This window comes from Azotobacter armeniacus (genome assembly GCF_054779355.1).
Genome location: NZ_BAAGYK010000021.1, coordinates 17651 through 36948, shown reverse-complemented (window position 1 = coordinate 36948; position 19298 = coordinate 17651). Strand labels below are relative to the sequence as shown.

The following is a 19298-nucleotide window of genomic DNA, read 5'->3' as shown; positions in this document are numbered from 1 at the left end:
ATGTTCAGCGCCGAAAGCTATCTGCCCCATCTATTCGCCGTCATCTGGTTCGCGCTCTGCTGGGGCGGTTATACCCGCTATGCGACCTGGAAGGGGCGTGATACTCCCTGTCTCGCCAGCATCATGCACCTTTACCGGGAGGACTGGATGCGCCGTCTGCTGCTGCGCGACAGCCGCATCGCCGATGCCAGCGTGATCGGCAGCCTGGAGCGCAGCGCCTCCTTCTTCGCCTCCAGCACGCTGATCATCCTCGCCGGCATTCTCGCCGTGCTGGGCTCTTCCGAGCGGGCGGTTTCTCTGCTGGCCGAGCTGCCCTTCGTCCAGGTGGCCACCCGCGAACTGTCGGAAATCAAGCTGCTCGGCCTGTGCGTGGTGTTTGTCTATGCCTTCTTCACCTTCAGCTGGTGCATGCGCCAGTACAATTTCGCCGCAGTGCTGGTCGGCGCCGCACCCATGGTGGGGGAGCGGCATGTCACCGAGCAGGAGCGCAAGGCCTTCGCCGAGCGTGTCGCGCGAGTCATCTCGCTGGCGGCCAACCAGTTCAATCTGGGCCTGCGCGCCTACTATTTCGGCCTGGCCATGCTGGCCTGGTTCATCAACCCCTGGGTGTTCATGTTGGTCACGGCAGGCGTGGTCATGGTGCTCTATCACCGGGAGTTCCATTCCGAGGTGCTGGAAGTGATGGTCTACACGCCGACTCCGCCGATGGTGCCCCTGAAGGAAGAGAAGTAATCCCCCCTCCAAGCGGATGCCCCGATGAAACGACTGCTGGCCAACCCCTATCTGCTGCTCACCCTGGCGTCGCTGTTCTGGTCGGGGAACCTGGTCATGGGGCGCGGGCTGCGTGCCGACCTGCCACCGGTGGGGCTGGCGTTCTGGCGCTGGTCCACCGCCTTCCTGCTGGTCCTGCCGCTCGCCCTGCCACATCTGAGGAGCCAGTGGCCGGCAGTGCGTGCAGGCTGGCGGGCGGTACTCCTGCTCGGGGTGCTGGGTGTCGGCTGCTACAACACCTTCTCCTATATCGCCCTGCAGTACACGACGGCGACCAGCGCCATCCTGCTCAACTCCTTCATCCCCGTGGCGACCATCACCCTGGCCTTCCTGCTCTTCGGCAAGCGCCTCAGCCGCCAGGAAGCCCTTGGCATGGCCATCTCGCTGGCTGGGGTGCTGATTCTGGTGGCCCAGGGCAGTCTCGACACCCTGCTGGCGCTCAGCCTGAACATTGGCGATCTGTGGATGCTCGCGGCGGTACTGTCCTGGGGGCTATACACCGTGGGGCTGCAATGGCGGCCGCAGGGCGTGCACCCGATGCTGCTGCTCGCGGCATGCATCGCCATCGGTCTGCTGGCCCAGGCGCCGGCCTACGCCTGGGAGATCGTGGCGGGGCGCTCGATCGTGCTCAATGCGCAGTCCGTCGGCGGCATTCTCTACGCGGGCGTGGTAGCGGCCTTCCTGGGCTTTCTCTGCTACAACGCGGGCATCGCGGCCATCGGGCCGGCGCGGGGCTCGCTGTTCATCCACCTCATGCCGGTGTTCGGCACCATCCTCTCGGCGCTGCTGCTGGGCGAGCGCCCGCAGCTCTATCACCTCGCCGGCATCACCTTGGTATTCGCGGGTATCGCGCTGACCATGCGCCGCCCAGCGGTGGCCAAGGGGGCGGCACTGCCCGCGGGCGAATCCCGCTCCTGACCGGGCTGTCACGCTCAGGGTTGCGCGATCTCCTCGAGCGGTGCTTCGCGCGGCAGCAGCAGGTCGAGGAGGACTGCCGTCAGGCCACCGGCGGTGATCGCCGAGTCGAACAGGTTGCGCACGGTCTCGGGCAACTGCTGCAGCAGCTGCGGTTGCGCGGCGATGCCCAGGCCGACGCCGAGGGCGGCGGCGATGATCAGCATGTCGCGGCGGCCCAGGGCGCTTCGGGCGAGGATGCGGATGCCGGCGGCGGCGACGCTGCCGAACATGATCAGGGTGGCGCCGCCCAGCACCGGCTTGGGAATCTGCTGCAGCAGCGCGCCGAGCGCCGGGACCAGACCGAGGGCGAAGAGGAGGGCGCCGATGTACAGGCCGACATGGCGGCTGGCCACGCCGGTCATCTGGATCACCCCATTGTTCTGCGCGAAGGTGGTATTGGGAAAGGCGCCGAGGCTGGCGGCGATCAGGCAGCTGACGCCGTCGCCGAGTACGCCGCCCTTGAGCCGGCCCAGGTAGGCCGGGCCGGAGATCGGCTGGCGCGACAGCAGGCAGTTGGCGGTGAGGTCGCCGACTGTCTCGATGGTGCTGATCAGGTAGACCAGCGCCACCGGCACGAAGGCCGCCCAGGCGAAATCGAAACCATAGCGGAAGGGCTGCGGCAGGCTGAACGGCGGCAGCTCGGGCAGTGGCTGCGGCACGAGCAGGCCGGAGAGCCAGGCTGTCAGGCTGCCGAGGGCGAGGGCGACGATAATCGCCGACAGGCGCACCCAGGGCCGCCGCGAGCGGTTGAGCAGGACGATCGCCAGCATTACCAGCCCGCCCAGCGCGAGATTGCCCGGCGCGCCGAAGTCCGCGGCGCCGAAGCCGCCACCGATATCGGTGATACCGACCTTGATCAGGCTGACGCCGATCAGGGTGATGACGATGCCGGTGGTCAGCGGGCTGATCACCCGGCGCAGCTGGCCGATGAAGCGGCTGAGGACGATCTGCACGAAGGCACCGAGGAAGCATACACCGAAGATCAGCGCGAGAATCTCCTGCGGACCGCCGCCGCGGTTCTTGGCCAGCAGGCCGGCGGCAAGTACCGCACCGAGAAAGGTGAAGCTGGTGCCCTGCAGGCAGATCATCCCGGCGCCGATGCCCAGCGGCCGCCAGGCCTGGAGGAAGGTGCCGATGCCGGAAACCAGCAGCGCCATGCTGATCAGGTAGGGCAGCTGTTCGCCCAGACCAAGCACCGCGCCGATCACCAGCGGCGGGGTGATCACCCCGACGAAGCTGGCGAGGATGTGCTGCAGGGCGGCGAAGAGAGCCGGGAGAGGAGCAGGACGGTCATCCAGACCGTAGATCAGTTCGGCGGGGGATTGTTCCTGCATGGCGGTATCGACCTCGGGCGAAAGGGGATGCGTTGAGACGGGCGCAGAAACGACAATGCCCGCATCGGAAGATACGGGCATTGTCTTCAGCGGCCAACTGGACCGCCAGTCTCCCGGGCGGGCGACTCAGTCTTCCAGAGGTCCCATGGCGGTGGTGTTGAAGCCGCCGTCGACATAGAGGATTTCGCCGCTGATGCCCGAGGCCAGGTCGGAGCAGAGGAAGGCACCGGCATTACCGACCTCTTCGATGGTCACGTTGCGGCGCAGGGGGGTCTGGCGCTCGTTGGCGGCAAGCATCTTGCGGAAGCTGGCGATGCCGGAGGCGGCGAGGGTGCGGATCGGGCCGGCGGAGATGCAGTTGACGCGGGTGCCTTCCGGGCCGAGGCTGGCGGCCAGGTAGCGCACGCCGGCCTCCAGGCTGGCCTTGGCCATGCCCATTACGTTGTAGTTGGGCATGGTGCGCTCGGCGCCCAGGTAGGACAGGGTCAGCAGGCTGCCGTTGCGGCCCTGCATCATCTCGCGGCCGGCCTTGGCCAGGGCGACGAAGCTGTAGGCGCTGATGTCGTGGGCGATCTTGAAGCCCTCGCGGGTGGTGACTTCGGTGAAATCGCCGTTCAACTGATCGCCCGGGGCGAAGCCGACCGAGTGGACGATGCAGTCCAGGCCGTCCCACTTCTTGCCCAGTTCCGCGAAGACCTTGGCGATATCCTCGTCGTTGACCACGTCGCAGGGAAAGCACAGCTCGGGGCCGGAGCCCCAGCCGGCGGCGAACTCCTCGACGCGGCCCTTGAGCTTGTCGTTCTGATAGGTAAAGGCCAATTCGGCGCCTTCACGATGCATCGCGGCGGCGATGCCTGAGGCGATGGACAATTTGCTGGCGACGCCGACGATCAGTACGCGCTTACCGGCGAGAAATCCCATGGATCAGTTCCTCTTCTAGTTAATCGGCGCTGCCTGGAGCCAGAAAGGCGGCTTCCAGCAACTGCCGAGTATAAATATGTTGCGGGTCAGCGAAGATGTCCCGCGCCGGCCCCTGTTCGACCACCTGCCCCTGCCTGACCACCATCAGCTGGTGGCTGAGCGCCTTGACCACCGCCAGATCATGGCTGATGAACAGGTAGGTCAGGTCGTACTTGCGCTGCAGCGAGCGCAACAGCTCCACCACCTGGCGCTGTACCGTGCGGTCGAGCGCCGAGGTGGGCTCGTCCAGCAGGATCAGCGCCGGCTTCAGTACCAGCGCCCGGGCGATGGCGATTCGTTGCCGTTGCCCGCCAGAAAACTCGTGGGGATAGCGGTGACGGGTTTCCGGGTCCAGGCCGACCTCGCGGAGCGCCTCGATGATCGCCTGCTCCTGCTCGGCCGGCGTTCCCGGGCCATGGATCCGCAAGCCCTCGCCGACGATCTGGCCCACCGACATGCGCGGGCTGAGACTGCCGAATGGGTCCTGGAAAACCACCTGCATCTCCCGCCGCAGGGGGCGGATCTCGCGCTGCGACAGGCCGTTCAGTGTCTGGCCGCGGAAGCGGATCGAGCCCTGGCTGCCGAGCAGACGCAGGATCGCCAGGCCGAGGGTGGATTTGCCGGATCCGCTTTCGCCGACGATGCCCAGAGTCTGTCCCTGGCGCAGGGTGAAGCCGATGCCGTCCACCGCCTTCACATGGTCGACGGTACGGCGCAGCAGGCCCTTCTTGATCGGGAACCAGACACGCAGATCCTCGACCTCCAGCAGTGGCTCGCCGACCGGATTGTCCACCGGTTCGCCGCTGGGTTCCGCGCCGAGCAGTTCCTGAGTATAGGGGTGCCTGGGCGCATGGAAGATTTCCTCGCAGCTGGCCTGTTCGACGATGCTGCCGCCGCGCATGACACAGACCCGTTGGGCGGTGCGCCGCACCAGGTTGAGGTCGTGGGTGATCAGCAGCAGCGCCATCCCCAGCCGTGCCTGCAGGTCCTTGAGCAGTTCGAGGATCTTCAGCTGCACGGTGACGTCCAGCGCCGTGGTCGGCTCATCGGCAATCAAGAGTTCCGGCTCGTTGGCCAGGGCCATGGCGATCATCACCCTCTGTCGCTGGCCGCCGGAGAGTTCGTGGGGGTAGGCCTTGAGGCGCTTGTGCGGTTCGGGAATGCCGACCAGCTCGAGCAGTTCCAGGGTGCGGGCGGTGGCGGCCGCGCCGCGCAGGCCCTTGTGCAGGGCAAGGACTTCGTTGATCTGCTTCTCGATGTTGTGCAGTGGGTTCAACGAGGTCATCGGCTCCTGGAAGACCATGGCGATGCGATTGCCACGGATGCCGCGCAGCTTGCGTTCGTCGAGCTGCAGCAGATCCTGCCCGGCGTAGCGGATGCTGCCGGCCGGGTGGCGGGCCAGCGGGTAGGGCAAAAGGCGCAGGATGGAGTGGGCGGTGACCGACTTGCCGGAGCCGCTCTCGCCGACCAGGGCCAGGGTCTCGCCCCGGCGGATGTCGAAGCTGACGCCTTCCACCACGCGCTGTGTCCGATCGCCGCCGACGAACTCGACCGCCAGGTCGCGTATCTCGATGAGGTTCTGCGAATCGTTCATTTCACTTCCTCGGGTCGAAGGCATCGCGCGCCGCCTCACCGATGAACACCAGCAGGCTGAGCATCAGCGCCAGCACCACGAAGGCGGTGATTCCCAGCCAGGGCGCCTGCAGGTTGGCCTTGCCCTGGGCGACCAGTTCGCCGAGGGACGGCGCACCGGGTGGCAGGCCGAAGCCGAGGAAATCCAGGGCGGTGAGGGTGCCGATGGCGCCGGTGAGGATGAAGGGCATGAAGGTCATGGTCGAGACCATGGCGTTGGGCAGGATGTGGCGGTACATGATGGCGCCGTTGCCCATGCCCAGGGCGCGGGCGGCACGCACGTACTCCAGGTTGCGGCCGCGCAGGAACTCGGCGCGCACCACATCGACCAGGCTCATCCAGGAGAACAGCAGCATGATGCCCAGGAGCCACCAGAAGTTCGGCTGGACGAAACTGGCCAGGATGATCAGCAGGTAGAGCACCGGCAGGCCGGACCAGACTTCCAGGAAGCGCTGGCCGAGCAGGTCGACCCAGCCGCCGTGGAAGCCCTGCAGGGCGCCGACGACGACCCCGATGAGCGAGCTGAGCAGGGTCAGGGTGATGGCGAACAGCACTGAGATGCGGAAACCGTAGATCACCCGGGCGAGCACGTCGCGGCCCTGATCGTCGGTGCCCAGCCAGTTGACCCGCGACGGCGGCGCCGGCGCCGGGACGGTCAGGTCATAGTTGATGCTCGAATAGCTGAAGGGGATCGGCGGCCAGAGCATCCAGCCATCCTTTTCCGTGATCAGACTCTGGATGTAGGGGCTCTTGTAGTTGGTGCTCAGGGGGAATTCGCCGCCGAAGGTGGTTTCCGGGTAGCGCTTGAACACCGGGAAGTACCAGCCGCCGTCGTAGCGCACCACCAGCGGTTTGTCGTTGGAGACCAGCTCGGCGCCGAGGCTCGCGACGAATAGCACGAGGAACAGCCAGAGCGACCACCAGCCACGCCGGTGCGCTTTGAAGAGTTCCAGCCGGCGGCGGTTGAGGGGAGTCAGCTGCATTTTCAGCTCTCCCGGCTTTCGAAGTCGATGCGCGGATCGACCAGGGTATAGGTGAGATCGCCGATCAGTTTCACGACCAGTCCCAGCAAGGTAAAGATGAAAAGAGTGCCGAACACCACCGGATAGTCGCGGTTGATCGCTGCCTCGAAGCTCAGCAGGCCGAGGCCGTCGAGGGAGAAGATCACCTCGATCAAGAGCGAACCGGTGAAGAACAGGCCGATGAAGGCCGACGGGAAGCCGGCGATGACGATCAGCATGGCATTGCGGAAGACGTGTCCGTAGAGCACGCGGCTCTTCGACAGGCCCTTGGCGCGGGCGGTGACCACGTACTGCTTGTTGATCTCGTCGAGGAAGCTGTTCTTGGTCAGCAGGGTGAGGGTGGCGAAGTTGCCGATCACCAGCGCGGTCACCGGCAGGGCCAGGTGCCAGAAGTAGTCGAGGATCTTGCCACCCAGACTGAGCTCGTCGAAATTGTTCGAGGTCAACCCACGCAGCGGGAACCAGTCGAAGTAGCTTCCACCGGCGAACAGCACGATCAGCAGGATGGCGAACAGGAAGGCAGGAATTGCGTAGCCGACGATGATCGCCGAGCTGGTCCAGACGTCGAAGATGCTGCCGTGGCGGACCGCCTTGGCTATCCCTAAGGGAATGGACACCAAATACATGATCAGGGTGCTCCACAGCCCGAGGGAGATCGACACCGGCATCTTCTCGAGGATCAGGTCGACGACCGTGGCGTCGCGGAAGAAGCTCTCGCCGAAGTCGAAGTGCAGGTAGTTGTTCAGCATCAGCCAGAAGCGCTCGTGGGCCGGCTTGTCGAAGCCGTACATGCGCTCGATCTCGGCGATCAGATCCGGGTCCAGGCCCTGGGCGCCGCGATAGCTGGAGCCTGCCGCGGAGACCTCGCCGCCGCCGCCGGCGATGCGTCCGGTGGCGCCGCCGGCGGCGGCCTCGAAGCCTTCCAGCTTGGCGATGGCCTGTTCCACCGGGCCGCCGGGGGCGGCCTGGATGATGACGAAGTTGAGCAGCAGGATGCCGAACAGGGTCGGCACGATCAGCAGCAGGCGGCGCAGGATATAGGCGAACATCCTCAGTGCTCCGTGCCCGTCGGGGCGCCCGGAGTGGCGACAGCCTCGGGTTTGCTCCACCAGGTATACAGGCCGATGTCGTAGAGCGGGGTCACCGTCGGGTGGCCGAGGCGATTCCAGTAGGCCACCCGCCAGGTCTTGATGTGCCAGTTGGGGACCACGTAGTGGCCCCACAGCAGGACCCGATCCAGCGCCCGGGTGTGGCTGATCAGGCTGTCGCGGGTGTCGGCCTGGATCAGGGCGTCGACCAGGCGGTCGATGGCCGGGTCCTTGAGGCCGATGAAGTTGCGGCTGCCCGGGTTGTCGGCACTGACCGAGTGCCAGTATTCGCGCTGTTCGTTGCCGGGCGAGTTGGACTGGCCGAAGCCGCCGACCATCATGTCGAAATCGCGCGAGCGCAGGCGGTTGATGTACTGGGAGATGTCCACCCGGCGGATTTCCAGGTCGATGCCGAGATCGGCCAGGTTGCGCTTGTAGGGCAGCAGGATGCGCTCGAACTCGGCCTGGGCGAGGAGGAACTCGATGCGCACTGGCTGACCCTTGGCATCCAGCATGCGGTCGCCCTCGACCCGCCAGCCGGCCTCCTGCAGCAGCTGGTAGGCGCGCCGCTGCTGGTCGCGGACGATGCCGCTGGCGTCGCTGACCGGCAGCTGAAACTCGCTGGCGAAGACCTCCGGCGGAATCTGTTCGCGCAGCGGTTCGAGGATCTTCAGCTCGGCCGCATCGGGCAGGCTGCGGGAGGCCAGCTCGGAGTTGTCGAAGTAGCTGCGGGTGCGGGTATAGGCGCCGTTGAACAGCTGGCGGTTGGTCCACTCGAAGTCGAACAGCAGGCCCAGGGCCTCGCGTACCCGGCGGTCCTGGAACAGCGGCCTGCGGATGTTGAAGATGAAGCCCTGCATGCCGGCCGGGTTGTTGTTGGTGATCTCTTCCTTGATCAGTTGGCCGTTTTTGACTGCCGGGGTGTCGTAGGCGGTCGCCCAGTTCTTCGCGCTGGTTTCCAGCCAGTAGTCGAACTGCCCGGCCTTGAGGGCTTCCAGGGCGACAGTATTGTCGCGGTAGTAGTCGACCTGTATCGCGTCGAAATTGTAGAAGCCGCGGTTGACCGGCAGGTCCTTGCCCCACCAGTCCTTGACCCGCTCGTAGCGGATGCTGCGTCCGGGCTGGACGTCGGCCACCCGGTAGGGGCCGCTGCCCAGCGGCGGCTCCAGGCCGGACTTGGTAAAGTCGCGGCCGGCCCACCAGTGCTTGGGCAGCACCGCCAACTGGCCGAGGATCAGCGGCAGTTCGCGGTTGCCGGCATGGAGGAAGTCGAAGCGCACCCGGCGCTCGTCCTCGGCGACCGCCTGGCTGACGTCGGCGTAGTAGGCGCGATACAGCGGGGCGCCGTCCTTCATCAAGGTGTCGAAGCTGAACACCACGTCCTCGGCGGTCACCGGATGGCCGTCATGGAAGCGTGCCTCGGGGCGCAGATAGAAGCGCACCCAGCTGTTGTCCGGGGCCTTCTCGATCTTCTCGGCGAGCAGGCCGTATTCGGTGAAGGGCTCGTCCAGGCTGTGGCGAGTCAGGGTGTCGTAGAGCAGGCCGATCTCGTCGGCGGCGACACCCTTGTTGATGAAGGGGTTGAGGCTGTCGAAACTGCCGAAGCCGGCCTGGCGCAAGGTGCTGCCCTTGGGTGCGGCCGGGTTGACGTAGTCGAAGTGCGAGAAGCCGTCGGGGTATTTCGGCGCCTCGTCGTAGAGGGTCAGGGCGTGTTGCGACGCGGCCTGGGTCAGGCCGGTCAGGCCGAGCAGCAGGCTGCCGCTGGCCGCGAGCAGAAGGGAGCGCAGTGGGCGCATCATCGGTCGTTCTCCGTGGACTTCAGCCACCAGGCACGCAGGCCCAGGGTGTAGGGGGGCGTGGTGACGAAGGCGAACCGGTTGCGGTACGCCAGGCGGTGATGATTGATGTACCAGTTCGGGATGCTGTAGTGCTGCCAGAGCAGGACGCGATCCAGCGCGCGGGTGGCGGCGACCTGCTGTTCCCGGGTCCGCGCCGCCAGCAGGCTTTCCAGCAGGCTGTCGATCACCGGGTTGGCGATGCCCGCGTAGTTCTTGCCGCCCTTCACGCCGGCCTGGCTGGAGTGGAAGTACAGCCACTGCTCCAGGCCGGGGCTGTGGGTCTGCGGTAGGGTCAGCAGGATCATGTCATAGTCGAAGTGGTCCAGCCGCTGCTTGTACTGGGCGCGATCCACGGTGCGCAGCTGTACCTCGATACCGAGGCTGGCGAGGTTTTCGCTGTAGGGCTGGAGGATGCGCTCGAGGCTGGGGTTGACCAGCAGGATCTCGAAGCGCAGCGGCTGGCCCCGGGCGTCGACCAGATGCTGGCCGGAGAGTTTCCAGCCGGCACCAGCGAGCAGGGCGAGAGCGCGGCGCAGGGTGTCGCGCGGGATGCCGCGGCCGTCGGTCCGCGGCATCGGGAAGGGCTCGCGGAACAGGCGCTCGGGCAGTTGCTGGCGGTGCCTGGAAAGCAGCAGCCATTCCTCGCCTTCGGGCTTGCCGGTGGCGGAAAACTCGCTGTTCGGGTAGTAGCTCTCGGCACGCCGATAGGCGCCGTAGAACAGGGTGCGATTGGTCCATTCGAAATCGAACATCAGCCCCAGGGCCTCGCGCACCCTGAGGTCGGCGAACGCACTGCGCCGGGTGTTCATGAACAACGCCTGGGTCTGGGTCGGAATCCGGTGCGGGATCTCGGCGCGGATCACTTGGCCTGCCATCACGGCGGGAAAGCGATAGCCGCTGGCCCAGTTCTTCGCTTGGTGCTCGATGTAAAAGTCGAACTGCCCGGCCTTGAACGCCTCGAAGGCGACCCCGCTGTCGCGGTAGAAGTCCACCTCGACTCGGTCGAAGTTGTACTTGCCGCGGTTGATCGGCAGCTTTGCGCCCCACCAGTTCTTCACCCGCTCGAACACCAGGCGGCGACCGGGCTGCACCTGGACGATGCGATAGGGGCCGCTGCCCAGCGGCGGCTCGAAGGTGGTGGCCTTGAAGTTGCGGCCTTTCCAGTAGTGGCGGGGGAGCACCGGCAGCTCGCCGAGGCGCAGGATCAGCAGCGGATTGCCCGAATGTTTTAGGACGAAGCGGATGCGGTGGCGCCCGAGGATGTCGACCCGCTGCACCTCGCGCAACTCGGTGCGGTACTGGGGATGCCCCTCCTGGCTGAGCAGGCGATAGGAGAAGGCCACATCTTGGGCGGTGATCGGCTTGCCATCATGGAAGCGGGCCGATTTGCGCAGATTGAATACCACCCAGCTGTGGCTTTCATTGTACTCGATGGTCCTGGCGATCAGGCCGTAGCTGGAGGCGGGTTCGTCTCCGGAGGGGTCATACACTCCCGAGCCAGCCATCAGCGGCGCGTTCAGCTCGGTGATGCCGTGCTGGAGGAAGTTGGCCGTCGCCGATGGGCTGGTGCCCTTGAAGCTGTAGGGATTCAGGGTGTCGAAGGTACCGAGTGCCATCAGGCGCAGCGAGCCGCCCTTGGGGGCCTCGGGGTTGACCCAGTCGAAGTGGCTGAAATGGGCGGGATACTTGAGCGCACCGAACTGGGCGTAGCCATGGCTTTCGGTGATGCGCGCACACGCCGGTGCACTCGCGAGCAGACTGAGCAATAGCAGGCAGAGGGGACGCATCGGTGGGAGGGTCCGATCTATGGCGACTTCTGGAGATTCAGGTCGCTTACAGTAACAGCTTGTCAGTCTTGGAAAAAGCTCGTATCCCGAGGCTTCCGCGCATTCGCGGGGCCGCTAAGCCCATCGACCTTCGCGGCCTGACGTTGCTGAATGCTGTTAGTTCGCCAGGAAGAGGGTCAGCGTCTGCCCCGGGCGGATGGTCCGACTGTTCAGGGCGTTCCAGCGCTGCAGCGTCTTGGCGTCGATCTGGAAGCGCTGGGCGATGCGATGGAGTGAATCGCCCTTGCGCACCTTGTAGTAGGTCACCGACTTGCGCTTCTTGGCCGGCGTTCGGCGCGGCTCTTCCTCCAGGGCCAGCATCCGTGCGCTTGGCGGCGTGGTGGCCTGTTGCAGGGTGAAGGTCCGGTGCAGCTCCGGCCTTCTCGGGCGGGCAGTGCCCAGGCTTGCGGTCAGGCGCTGTTTCCGCCATTCGGCCAATTGCTCGGGGGTGCGTCCCAGATTGAGCTGCAGCCGCTCGGCATTTTCGGTCGGCACCAGCAGGTACTGAGGGCCATCCAGGGTGATGCCGCGCTTGTAGGCCGGGTTCAGCTGGATCAATTCCCCCTTGTCGATGCCGGCCATTTCGGCGAGGCGCGACAGCTTCATGCTCCGGCTGATCTCCACCCGCTCGAAATAGGGTTCGTTGGCGATCGGGCTCAGGGTGATGCTGTAGGCTTCGGGTGTCCCGATCACCTGGGACAGGGCCAGCAGCCTGGGCACGTAGTCCTGGGTTTCCCTGGGCAGGCGCAGGTTCCAGTAGTCGGTGGGCAGGCCGAGCCGGCGGTTGCGCGCCATGGCCCGGCTGACCGTGCCCTCGCCGGCATTGTAGGAGGCCAGGGCGAGCAGCCAGTCGCCGTCGAACATCTTGTGGAGCCGGGAGAGGTATTCGATCGCCGCCTCGGTCGAGGCGGTGATGTCGCGTCGGCCGTCGTACCAGTGGGTCTGGTGCAGGTTGTAGTCGCGACCGGTGGAGGGGATGAACTGCCACAGACCCACCGCGTGAGCGCGGGAATAGGCGAGGGGGTTGTAGGCGCTCTCGATGACCGGCAGCAGGGCCAGCTCCAGCGGCATCCCGCGCTCTTCCAGACGCTCGACGATGTAGTGGATGTAGAGTGCGCCGCGCTCGCTGACCTTGTCGATATGCGCCGGGTTGCTGACGAACCACAGGCGCTGGCGCTCGATACGCGGGTTGACGCCGATCTCGCTCTGCAGCGCGAAGCCTTCGCGCATGCGTGTCCAGATGTCCGCGGGCTGCGGGGTGACAGCCTGGTCCAGCCACTGGGTTTCGCGCTTGGGCTTTGTAGCCGTGGGCGCATAGTCGGCATCGTTGCGCTGGTTGGTGCTTTGACAGCCGGCCAAGGCTGTAGCCAGGAAGATGATGAGGAGCTGGCTGTGCCTCGGCAACACGCCTAGGGCAACACTCTCAGAAAGTGACTTTGACATGGGCGGGTGGAGGTCCGGGCAAAAAATTGGGCCGATTCTAGGAAGCCCCCCAAAGGGGGGTCAACCCATCGGGGACATTCAAACTGTAGGCTGCTATCTAGAAATTGTCCTTCCATGCCCGCAATTCGGCGAAAACTTGATCTGGGTCAAATTCTGCCTGGGCGCTGCGGCGGGCAATAGTTTCTTTAATGGATGTTTTCCCGGTGCGCAGGAAGGGGTTGGTTTCCTGTTCCAAGGCCATGTTCGACGGCAGGCTGCTGCGCCCTGCGGCGCGCCAGGCGCTCACCTCGGCCAGGCGCCGGGCGATGGCGGGGTTGTCCGGCTCCACGGCCTGGGCGAAACGCAGGTTGCCCAGGGTGTATTCATGGGCGCAGAACACCAGCGTCGCCTCGGGCAGCCCGGCCAGGCGGCGCAGCGATTGGTGCATCTGGCTCGGTGTGCCCTCGAAGAGGCGCCCGCAGCCGGCGGCGAACAGGGTATCGCCGCAGAACAGCCAGGGCTGCGCGGCATCGTGGAAGTAAGCGATGTGGCTGCGGGTGTGACCCGGTACCTCGAGAATCCTGAAGGCGCAGCCGAGGACCTCGACCTCTTCGCCGTCGCGCAATGTAAGATCCCGTGCCGGGATGCGTTCGTCGTCGGGGCCGAGCACCCGGGCCCCGCTGGCCTGCTTGAGAGGTTCCACGCCGCCGATGTGGTCGGCGTGGTGATGGGTGATCAGGATGTCGGCGAGCTGCCAGCCAGGGTTCGCGCCCAGCCAGGCGAGCACCGGGGCGGCATCGCCGGGGTCGACCACGGCAATGCGCCGGGTGGCAGGATTCTGCAGCAGCCAGATGTAGTTGTCCTGGAAGGCGGGGAGTGCGTCGATTCGTACCATGCTGTGTTCGCGAGAGGTCCCGGCGCAGTGGCGTTGCCGAGCGGTTCCCGCATTCTCCTGTTGAATCTGTCCATTAATGGGCCGAAGGGATCTCGGCTGCCTTCCAGGCTCCGGCGTTGCCGTTCGCCGAGAGCGTGTTGACGCTGGCGGCCGCTAAACTTAAAAGGGTTTGTTTTATCTTAGACCGAGCGTCTGCACGCAGGGAGCCCTCATGACCGACCAAGCCTTTGCCCACGTCGATTCCCGGTGGCTGTCGCTGATGAGCGACGCCCGCGACTGGTTCGCCACGCCCTTGGGACAGCAGATGCTGCAGGAGGAGCGGCGTCTGCTCAGGGAGGAGCTGGCGCGCTTCTTCGGTGGCTATCTGGTGCACTACGGTCCGCCAGGCGAATTCGAGGGGGCGGGGCAGATCCGTTGCTGCGTGCGCCTGGGGGCGCCCTTGCCGGGGGTGCAGATCATCTGCGAGGAACAGGCCTGGCCGCTGGCCGAGCACGCCGCCGATGTGGTGGTGCTGCAGCATGCCCTGGACTTCAGCCTGTCGCCCCATGCGCTGCTGCGCGAGGCGGCACGCAGCGTACGCCCCGGCGGTCACCTGCTGGTGGTCGGCATCAATCCGCGCAGCCTCTGGGGACTGCGCCGCCATTTCGCCAGCGATGTCCTGCGCCAGGCCCGCTGCATTGGCTCCAGCCGGGTGGGGGACTGGCTGGCGCTGCTCGGCTTCGCACTGGAGAAACGCCGCTTTGGATGCTATCGTCCGCCGCTTTCATCCAGCGTCTGGCAATCCCGCACCGCGCGCCTGGAATCCTGGGGCGAGTCCTGGCAGATGCCGGGCGGCGGCTTCTACCTGCTGGTGGTGCGCAAGCTGGTGGTCGGCCTGCGGCCGCTGCCGCAGAGTCGCCGGGAGCCCATCGGCAAGCTGCTGCCGCTGCCGGTGGTGAAGGTCAGCCGGCGCGCGTCGAAACATGGGGCTTGAGTGAGCGACAAGGTCGAAATCTATACCGATGGTGCCTGCAAGGGTAACCCCGGTCCCGGGGGCTGGGGCGCGCTGCTGGTCTGCCGGGGCGTCGAGCGCGAGCTCTGGGGCGGCGAGGCGGAAACCACCAACAACCGCATGGAGCTGACCGCGGCCATCCGCGCGCTGGCCGAGCTCAAGCGGCCCTGCGAGGTGCTGCTGACCACCGACTCCGAGTACGTGATGCGCGGCATTCAGGAGTGGTTGCCGAACTGGAAGAAGCGTGGCTGGAAGACCGCCGCACGCCAGCCGGTGAAGAACGCTGATCTCTGGCAGCAGCTCGACGAGCAGGTCGGCCGCCACCAGGTCAGCTGGAGCTGGGTGCGCGGGCATACCGGGCATCCCGGCAACGAGCGTGCCGACCAGTTGGCCAACCGCGGCGCCGCCGCCGCCCGTGCGCAGAGAAAACACAGCGTCTAGACCCCCCTGTAAAGGCACCGACAGAACATGCGCAGCGTCGTACTGGATACCGAAACCACCGGCATGCCGGTGACCGACGGCCACCGGATCATCGAGATCGGTTGTGTCGAACTGCTCGGCCGCCGTCTCACGGGGCGGCATTTTCACGTCTATCTGCAGCCGGACCGCGAGGTGGACGAAGGCGCCATCGCGGTGCACGGCATCACCAACGAATTCCTCACCGACAAGCCGCGCTTCGCCGACGTCGCCGAGGAGTTCTTCGAGTTCATCAAGGGCGCCCAGCTGATCATTCACAACGCGGCGTTCGACATCGGCTTCATCGACAACGAATTCGCCCTGCTGGGGCTGGCGGAGCGTGCCGACATCAGCGCTCACTGCTCGGTGCTCGACACCCTGCTGATGGCCCGCGAGCGCCACCCTGGCCAGCGCAACAGCCTCGACGCCCTGTGCAAGCGCTACGACGTCGACAACTCCAACCGCGACCTGCACGGCGCCCTGCTCGACGCCGAGATCCTCGCCGACGTCTGGCTGGCCATGACTGGCGGGCAGACGCACCTGTCGCTGGCTGGCGAGGGCAGCGAGGACGGTGGGCGGGCCCAGGCTTCGGCGATCCGCCGGTTGCCGCAGGACCGCCCGCGCACCCGGGTGATCCGTGCCAACGAGCAGGAGCTGGCTGCCCATGGCGAGCGGCTGGCGGCGATCGAGAAGGCCGCCGGCGGCCCGGCGCTGTGGATCCAGGTGGAGCAGGCGCAACAGCAATAGCCGAGGCTTCCGGCGTGCGGAGCCGGCAGCTTGGGCCGGCGCTCTGGCTTATCCTGAGGGCAAACTCCCTCAGGATACGAATCGTGTACAAAGACCTCAACTTCCCGATTCTCATCGTTCATCGCGACATCAAGGCCGACAGCATCGCCGGCGAGCGCGTGCGGGCGATTGCCGGGGAGCTGGAGCAGGGCGGCTTCAGCATCCTCTCCACCGCCACTTCCAGCGAGGGGCGCATCGTCGCCTCGACCCACCACGGCCTGGCCTGCATCCTGGTCGCCGCCGAGGGGGCGGGGGAGAACCAGCGCCTGCTGCAGGACATGCTCGAGCTGATCCGCATCGCCCGCTCGCGCGCGCCGCAGCTGCCGATCTTCGCCCTCGGCGAGCAGGTCACCATCGAGAACGCACCGGCCGAGGCGATGGCCGACCTCAACCAACTGCGCGGCATCCTCTATCTGTTCGAGGACACCGTGCCCTTCCTCGCCCGCCAGGTCGCCCGCGCCGCCCGCAACTACCTGGCCGGGCTGCTGCCGCCCTTCTTCAGCGCGCTGGTCGAACACACCCTGCAGTCCAACTACTCCTGGCATACCCCCGGCCACGGCGGCGGTGTGGCCTACCGCAAGAGTCCGGTGGGCCAGGCCTTCCACCAGTTCTTCGGCGAGAACACCCTGCGTTCAGACCTCTCGGTATCGGTGCCGGAGCTCGGCTCGCTGCTCGACCACACCGGTCCACTGGCTGCCGCAGAGGCGAGGGCGGCGCGTAATTTCGGCGCCGATCATACTTTTTTCGTGATCAATGGCACCTCGACCGCCAACAAGATCGTCTGGCACTCCATGGTTGCCCGCGACGACCTGGTGCTGGTCGATCGTAACTGCCACAAGTCGATCGTCCATGCGATCGTCATGACCGGGGCCATTCCCCTCTATCTGGTGCCGGAACGCAACGAGCTGGGCATCATCGGGCCGATTCCGCTTGGCGAATTCAGCCGCGAGTCGATCGCCGCGAAGATCGCCGCCAATCCCCTGGCCCGCGGTCGCGAACCCAGGGTGAAGCTTGCGGTAGTAACCAACTCCACCTACGACGGCCTCTGCTACAACGCCGAGCTGATCAAGCAGACCCTGGGCGATGCCGTCGAGGTGCTGCACTTCGACGAGGCCTGGTTCGCCTACGCCGCCTTCCATGAGTTCTATGCCGGACGCTATGGCATGGGCACCACGCGCTTGGCGGACAGTCCGCTGGTGTTCAGCACCCACTCCACCCACAAGCTGCTGGCGGCCTTCAGCCAGGCTTCGATGATCCACGTGCAGGACGGCGGCCGCCGTCCGCTGGACCGCGACCGCTTCAACGAAGCCTTCATGATGCACACATCCACCTCGCCGCAGTACGGCATCCTCGCCTCGCTGGACGTGGCCTCGGCGATGATGGAGGGGCCGGCCGGGCGCTCGCTGATCCAGGAAACCTTCGACGAGGCGCTCAGCTTCCGCCGCGCCCTGGCCAACCTGCGTCAGAGCCTGGCGGCGGACGACTGGTGGTTCGACATCTGGCAGCCGCCGCTCGGCGCGGCCGGTGAGCAGGGCGCTGCTGCCGACTGGCTGCTGACCCCGGCGGCCGACTGGCATGGCTTCGGCGCCCTGCCCGAGGATTATGTGCTGCTCGATCCGATCAAGGTCACCCTGGTGACGCCGGGGCTGAATGCCGCCGGCCAGCCTGCCCGGCAGGGCATCCCGGCGGCGGTGGTCGGTCGGTTCCTCTGGGAGCGAGGCCTGGTGGTGGAAAAGACCGGCCTGTATTCCTTCCTGGTGCTGTTCTCCATGGGCATCACCAAGGGCAAGTGGAGCACCCTGCTGACCGAGCTGCTGGAGTTCAAGCGCTGCTACGACGCCAATCAGCCCCTGGGCCAGTCCCTGCCGTCCATCGCCCAGGCTGGCGGCACCCGCTATGCCGGCATGGGGCTGCGTGATTTGTGCGACCAACTGCACTGCTTCAACCGGGAAAGTGCCCGGGCCAAGGCGCTCAAGCACATGTACAGCCTGCTGCCGGAGGTTGCCCTCAAGCCCGCAGACGCCTACGACAAGCTGGTGCGCGGTGAGGTCGAGGCGGTGCCCATCGAGCGCCTTGAAGGGCGCATCGCGGCGGTGATGCTGGTGCCTTATCCGCCGGGCATCCCCTTGATCATGCCAGGCGAGCGCTTCACCCCGACCACCCGGGCGATCGTCGATTACCTGCACTCCACGCGCTCCTTCGATGCGCGCTTCCCGGGGTTCGACCTGGACGTGCATGGCCTGCAGCGCGAGGATGGCCCGCAAGGGCGGGTCTACACGGTCGACTGCCTGCGCTGAGTCATCCCTCCAGCGTCCGCGGCCGCGCTGCCGCAGACAGCTTCGAAGCGGCTGGCGCGAGCCTTTGTGACGGGATTGCGCTATGTGCTCCGGCAATGCTCTTCGATATTTGCCCGGCCCTATACATATCCATTATCAGGACTTGTCCGAATCATCGGATATAGCTGAAGCGCCATCAATGTGCCCGCTGTCGTTTCGGCTATGTCCCCGCAGAAACGCTGAGCGAGATCTGTGGAGTCGACCGCACAACTGTTTCCCGAGTGAACTGAAAAATGCTTGAAAAACAAGCTAATGGCATTTTGATTTGTTTTGTGGCGGAGTGGTTGAAAGTTTCTGTCTGGATGCTGGAAGGAAGTTTATTGGTGCTTTTTGACTGCTCGAGGAAGCTCGTTGGAGTTGTTCTGTTAATTGATATATGAGTTGCTGGTAATTTTGAGTGATGGCTGTTTGGCATGTTGGTGACGGTTTGTTGGCGTCATTGTCATGGCGTGGATCATTCCATTAGTTTTCTGCGTGGTGTTGCGTTGCACAATAAGATTTACTGAAAATGCTGGTTATTCTGCTGAAAGCGATAGCTTTGGTGACGCTTGTTGGGAATGCATATGTTCATGTTTTTTTATGTGCTGATTTCATATGTTCGTACAATTTTTGTTGGCTATTTTTGTTGATTGTGTTGCTTTTAAAAAACACAATAAAAATCAATAAGATAATTTTTTAAAACTGGGCCATTGATTACATGGTTTGCATTGATGTCAATATCAGTATCGGCCTTGTCCAGCTTCAATACTCATTCGCCAGAGCTTGCGATCTGCGTCATGATGTATTTGACAGGCTTTCCAGTAATCCAATTTCTCCTCTGTAATTTGCTGTCCTGCAAAAATGAGTGTATTCAGTTTTGCGTTGTCCGATATGCAGTAGTGGCGTAATGATTCTGCGGGTTTGTGTAAATTTGATTTGGATTCAGGATTCACTTTCCCATTCTGTCCGAATGAATTACCGGCGATTCAGATTACGCTTTGTTTC

15 protein-coding genes are annotated in these 19298 nt (G+C 65.0%); 6 read left to right on the top strand and 9 right to left on the bottom strand.

Features of this window, described 5'->3' with window-relative positions; all coding sequences use genetic code 11:
• On the top strand, window positions 1-732 hold the full coding sequence (locus ACYVD0_RS05220; RefSeq protein WP_460425823.1) for a DUF599 domain-containing protein: 732 nt from the start codon (window positions 1-3) through the stop codon (window positions 730-732).
• A 24-nt stretch (window positions 733-756) separates the two neighbouring features.
• Window positions 757-1689 (top strand): DMT family transporter, encoded by a 933-nt coding sequence (locus ACYVD0_RS05215; RefSeq protein ID WP_460425822.1) that lies wholly within the window; start codon window positions 757-759, stop codon window positions 1687-1689.
• A 14-nt stretch (window positions 1690-1703) separates the two neighbouring features.
• Here the strand turns inward: ACYVD0_RS05215 and ACYVD0_RS05210 are convergent, their stop codons facing one another.
• The 9 genes from ACYVD0_RS05210 to gloB all read right to left on the bottom strand — a co-directional run bounded on the left by ACYVD0_RS05210 (window position 1704) and on the right by gloB (window position 13745).
• Window positions 1704-3062, bottom strand: a complete 1359-nt coding sequence (locus ACYVD0_RS05210) for a uracil-xanthine permease family protein (protein ID WP_460425821.1) — start codon at window positions 3060-3062, stop codon at window positions 1704-1706.
• A gap of 126 nt (window positions 3063-3188) precedes the next feature.
• On the bottom strand, window positions 3189-3983 hold the full coding sequence (gene fabI, locus ACYVD0_RS05205; RefSeq protein ID WP_460425820.1) for an enoyl-ACP reductase FabI: 795 nt from the start codon (window positions 3981-3983) through the stop codon (window positions 3189-3191).
• 19 nt (window positions 3984-4002) lie between these two features.
• Window positions 4003-5616: an ABC transporter ATP-binding protein gene (locus tag ACYVD0_RS05200; RefSeq protein WP_460425819.1), complete on the bottom strand. Its 1614-nt coding sequence runs from the start codon at window positions 5614-5616 to the stop codon at window positions 4003-4005.
• A gap of 1 nt (window position 5617) precedes the next feature.
• Entirely contained in the window at window positions 5618-6637 is a 1020-nt protein-coding gene (locus ACYVD0_RS05195; protein WP_460425818.1) for an ABC transporter permease, read from the bottom strand.
• A 2-nt stretch (window positions 6638-6639) separates the two neighbouring features.
• Window positions 6640-7725: a microcin C ABC transporter permease YejB gene (locus ACYVD0_RS05190; protein WP_460425817.1), complete on the bottom strand. Its 1086-nt coding sequence runs from the start codon at window positions 7723-7725 to the stop codon at window positions 6640-6642.
• A gap of 2 nt (window positions 7726-7727) precedes the next feature.
• Window positions 7728-9563: an extracellular solute-binding protein gene (locus ACYVD0_RS05185; protein ID WP_460425816.1), complete on the bottom strand. Its 1836-nt coding sequence runs from the start codon at window positions 9561-9563 to the stop codon at window positions 7728-7730.
• A complete protein-coding gene (locus ACYVD0_RS05180) occupies window positions 9560-11389 on the bottom strand; it encodes an extracellular solute-binding protein (RefSeq protein ID WP_460425815.1) in 1830 nt (609 codons plus the stop codon). Before ACYVD0_RS05180 ends, ACYVD0_RS05185 begins: the two co-directional genes overlap by 4 nt.
• A gap of 156 nt (window positions 11390-11545) precedes the next feature.
• Window positions 11546-12871, bottom strand: coding sequence for a transglycosylase SLT domain-containing protein (locus ACYVD0_RS05175; protein WP_460425814.1), 1326 nt, complete (start codon window positions 12869-12871; stop codon window positions 11546-11548).
• Window positions 12872-12968: 97 nt separating this feature from the next.
• A complete protein-coding gene (gene gloB, locus ACYVD0_RS05170; RefSeq protein ID WP_460425813.1) occupies window positions 12969-13745 on the bottom strand; it encodes a hydroxyacylglutathione hydrolase in 777 nt (258 codons plus the stop codon).
• Between the two features lie 211 nt (window positions 13746-13956).
• Here gloB and ACYVD0_RS05165 point away from each other — a divergent pair, with 211 nt between their 5' ends.
• From ACYVD0_RS05165 to ACYVD0_RS05150, 4 genes are all read left to right on the top strand, one after another.
• Window positions 13957-14718: a class I SAM-dependent methyltransferase gene (locus tag ACYVD0_RS05165; protein WP_460425812.1), complete on the top strand. Its 762-nt coding sequence runs from the start codon at window positions 13957-13959 to the stop codon at window positions 14716-14718.
• Window positions 14719-15177 (top strand): ribonuclease H family protein, encoded by a 459-nt coding sequence (gene rnhA, locus ACYVD0_RS05160; protein WP_460425811.1) that lies wholly within the window; start codon window positions 14719-14721, stop codon window positions 15175-15177.
• Window positions 15178-15204: 27 nt separating this feature from the next.
• Window positions 15205-15939 (top strand): DNA polymerase III subunit epsilon, encoded by a 735-nt coding sequence (gene dnaQ / locus ACYVD0_RS05155; RefSeq protein WP_460425810.1) that lies wholly within the window; start codon window positions 15205-15207, stop codon window positions 15937-15939.
• Window positions 15940-16022: 83 nt separating this feature from the next.
• On the top strand, window positions 16023-18275 hold the full coding sequence (locus tag ACYVD0_RS05150) for an Orn/Lys/Arg family decarboxylase (RefSeq protein ID WP_460425809.1): 2253 nt from the start codon (window positions 16023-16025) through the stop codon (window positions 18273-18275).
• Window positions 18276-19298 lie beyond the last annotated feature (1023 nt).